At 44.1% G+C, this 3,438-nt stretch carries 4 protein-coding genes; 3 read left to right on the top strand and 1 reads right to left on the bottom strand.

The annotated features are described in order from the left end of the window. Positions 1-479 precede the first annotated feature (479 nt). On the bottom strand, positions 480-1,172 hold the full coding sequence (locus BWI97_RS26100; RefSeq protein ID WP_199182119.1) for a helix-turn-helix domain-containing protein: 693 nt from the start codon (positions 1,170-1,172) through the stop codon (positions 480-482). Positions 1,173-1,575: 403 nt separating this feature from the next. Here BWI97_RS26100 and BWI97_RS26095 point away from each other — a divergent pair, with 403 nt between their 5' ends. The 3 genes from BWI97_RS26095 (at position 1,576) to BWI97_RS26085 (ending at position 3,434) form a co-directional block, all read left to right on the top strand. Then, positions 1,576-1,965, top strand: a complete 390-nt coding sequence (locus BWI97_RS26095; protein WP_102203400.1) for a cupin domain-containing protein — start codon at positions 1,576-1,578, stop codon at positions 1,963-1,965. A 167-nt stretch (positions 1,966-2,132) separates the two neighbouring features. Further along, a complete protein-coding gene (locus BWI97_RS26090; protein ID WP_102203399.1) occupies positions 2,133-3,011 on the top strand; it encodes an aldo/keto reductase in 879 nt (292 codons plus the stop codon). A gap of 108 nt (positions 3,012-3,119) precedes the next feature. Further along, positions 3,120-3,434 carry a cupin domain-containing protein gene (locus tag BWI97_RS26085; protein ID WP_233208064.1) on the top strand — a complete coding sequence of 105 codons (315 nt, stop codon included), beginning with the start codon at positions 3,120-3,122 and terminating at the stop codon, positions 3,432-3,434. Positions 3,435-3,438: the final 4 nt, after the last annotated feature.

The raw sequence follows: 3,438 nt of genomic DNA, 5'->3' as shown, positions 1-3,438 counted from the left end.
TGATTGTATAATCAATAGCCTCTCTCCATGAGCCAAAGTTCGCTACCGGTAGCTCCTGATCGTGTTTGAAAATACCCGATTTATCACTCGTGCAAAGCTGAATTATTGAACTGATATTGATGTTTAGGCTGTCAGTTCTGTTCTGGCCTGATAAACCCAAATATATGAAGAGCATGGTTCTGATTGGCCTTGTGCGTTAGATTCCCATGATTGTTGGCTGGAATGGATGATTTGGCTGGGTTAATCTTCTTGGCCTTTTCAGGTACTCTTTTATATAGGTCTGTGAGGGTGTGCTTGTAACCTGCTGCCTCCTTATGCTTTGCAATACCTTTCTCATTGGATAAAGTAGTTCAGAGCGTCTTTATCTACTTAGATCTTACTTTGATTTAAAGCTGACTACTTATTAAGCCCCTACTAATTTTTGGCTTTACACTTTATGTACGTATATCAAAGTACGTAACCAAAGGGATTGTCCTGTACTAAGTCGATTCCAACCTATTTCTATATTCGCCTGGAGTTACGCCCAATAATTTCTTCACGTAGCGGGTGAAAAAGGAATGGCTGCTAAATTCCATTTCATTCGCGATTTCTGAAATGTTGAGTGCTTTGTTTTGCAATAGCATAATGATCCGCTCTTTGGCGTAACGTTGGATCCATTCAGAAGCAGTAATCCCAGAATGAATTTTACACAGATGGTTCAAATATTTTGGAGTTATATTCAACTGTCTACTATAAAACTGAACCTCCCGGTGCTGCATGCAATATTGCTGTAGTAACTCAATAAACTGTTCATATAAACTACCCGTTTGCAGGCTGTGTTTTCGTTGTTCATATTCATCGGCAAAGGTGTCCCACATATCCAGCACGAATAACTTCATTCTCAGATTCAGATATTCTGCGTAGAATCGGTGATCCGTATCGAGAGAATGCTGGTATAGACTTTCAAAGTTGTTTAGTATTCTTTTTCGATGGCGATCGGATTGTATCGTTTTTACGGGATGCACGCGGCTATGCAGCAAAGCGTTGATACTCCAACTCTGATCGGGAATATTATCCATCAAAAATTCTTTCCCAGCCAGTAAGGCAGTGGCTTTGAAATTTTTTGAAAACTGCAATCCCGACAACCTGCTTTCCGCAAACCAGAAAAGAAACTGTCCGGCTTTGCATTCCATCGGCTGATCATTAAACAGAAACTTGATACTACCTGCCTGGCAGTATAAATGCGTGTGATAGAGCTTTTGAAAATGCTTCGGAAAGTCGCCTTCGCGGGTGATTACGACCAGCAAAACTTTGGGGGCAACACTAAGATCTATTGGTTCCATATCTTCGCGTAAAGATAGGTGATATGTGACATTATTGGCGTGTTTAGTGTCACAATCAGGAAGTACCCGCTGTCTACCTTTGTAATCAAAAAGGTGACCATTCGTACCATTAAGGGTGCTCTGGATGCTTTACAACCCTAATTCAATTTTTATCACCTATGAACTGCTACAGAAATGTTACCTCCGTATTTTATACGATTCTAGTTGGCTTCCTGTTGAGTTGTAGCCCTACAGCCAAAACCGATACGGTCGAATCCAACGCCATTTTCCCAAAGGCAAGCGTGGGCCAGCCGAAAACTTCACTGGCAATGCTTGGAATATAGGATTAGTAGATGCCGATTCTGCCTATACGACTTCTGTCGGCAATGTCTATTTCGAGCCAGGTGCCCGAAGCAACTGGCATACGCATCCCGGTGGCCAGATTCTGATTATCACTGCTGGCGTTGGCTTCCACCAAATAGTTGGTCAGCCCAAGCAAATATTACGCAAGGGAGATGTGGTAAAGTGTCCACCCAATACGCTTCACTGGCACGGAGCTAGCCCAGACGTAGGCATGCAACAACTTTATATTGTTCCTAATACGGACAAAGGCATCGTGGAATGGAAGCAGCCGGTGACCGATCAAGAATACAACGGTCAATAGCTTAATTAACCAGATCCCTCTATTAGTAGGTACACTAAAAGCAGGCATGAAATATTGAGGAGACGAGCTGGATTAGGAAAAAGTATTTGCCGCTTAGGTGAATGAGCTAAACGATAGGGCTACTATCACCTGCTAAGTAACATTAGTTGAAAACAGAAAACAATACAATGATTTTAAATGAAACATACACCTTGTCGAATGGTGTTGAAATCCCAAAACTTGGCTTGGGTACATGGTTTATAAGCAATGAGAACGCCGGTAAGGCTGTCGTAGAAGCCGTGCAAGCGGGTTATCGTCACATTGATACGGCACAGGCCTACCAGAACGAACCAGGCGTCGGAGAGGGCATCAGAAATGCAGGTATCGCCAGAGAGGAGCTTTTTATAACCACCAAGCTTGCCGCGGAGATCAAATCCTACCAGGAGGCTATTGCCTCGATTGATGGATCTTTACAGGCTCTTGGTCTGGACTATATAGATCTGATGATTATTCACAGTCCCCAGCCTTGGGCAGAATATGGCCAGGCCGACCGGTATTTTGAAGGCAACAAAGAAGCCTGGCGGGCTTTGGAGGATGCCTATAAGGCTGGCAAGCTGAGAGCAATTGGTTTGTCAAACTTCGAAGAACCTGATATTAGCAATATTCTCGCCTCTGCCCACGTCAAGCCGATGGTGAATCAGATCTTGGCACACATCAGTAACACTCCCCATGAGATGATTAAGTTTTGCAAAGAAAACCAAATCCTTGTCGAAGCTTATTCGCCAATCGGGCATGGGGAACTTTTGAAAAATCAGCAGGTGAACGAAATCGCTCAAAAATACGGGGTAAGCATACCGCAAGTAGCTATTCGCTATGCGTTAGAGCTTGGGATGCTACCGTTGCCGAAGACAGCCAACCCGGCACACATGAAATCCAACGCAGCAGTCGATTTTGAAATTAGCACGCAAGATATGAAACTGCTTATGAATATTGAGACCATCAAAGACTATGGACAGGCAAGCCATTTCCAGTTTACACTAAAAGATAAGACTGATCAGCAGTTGTGAAGCATAACAAACATTTGAAACCATGGAAATTATAAAAAAATGGAGAGCAAGCCTCAACCAAGGGTCCTGAGCAGTGGTTCTCCGGAAACGTCAGAATAGACCCCTTATTTGGGAAAAAAAGAAGCTACGGTTGGATCAGGTTCACTGGTCACTTTCGAGCCCGGAGCAAGGACAGCCTGGCATACGCATCCGGCGGGCCAAACCCTTATTGTGGTTTCGGGCCTTGGATGGGTGCAAAAGGAAGGTGGACCCATTCAGGAGATACAACCGGGTGATGTGGTGTATTTTGAACCCAACGAAAAGCACTGGCATGGTGCTTCTAGCAGCAAGGCCATGAGTCATATTGCCATCCAGGAAGCAGTGGACGGACAGGTCGTCACCTGGATGGAACAAGTCAGTGAAGAGCAATACCAAAAACCTTAAAATA

Source organism: Siphonobacter sp. BAB-5405 (assembly GCF_002872335.1).
In the GTDB taxonomy this organism is placed as follows: domain Bacteria; phylum Bacteroidota; class Bacteroidia; order Cytophagales; family Spirosomataceae; genus Siphonobacter.
This window is presented reverse-complemented; position numbering and strand designations above follow the sequence as displayed.

What these genes read in the sequence shown, in the direction of transcription:
- BWI97_RS26100 (WP_199182119.1), bottom strand. Translation starts at nt 1,172, where the DNA reads ATGGAATGCAAAGCCGGACAGTTTCTTTTCTGGTTTGCGGAAAGCAGG.
- BWI97_RS26090 (WP_102203399.1), top strand. Translation starts at nt 2,133, where the DNA reads ATGATTTTAAATGAAACATACACCTTGTCGAATGGTGTTGAAATCCCA.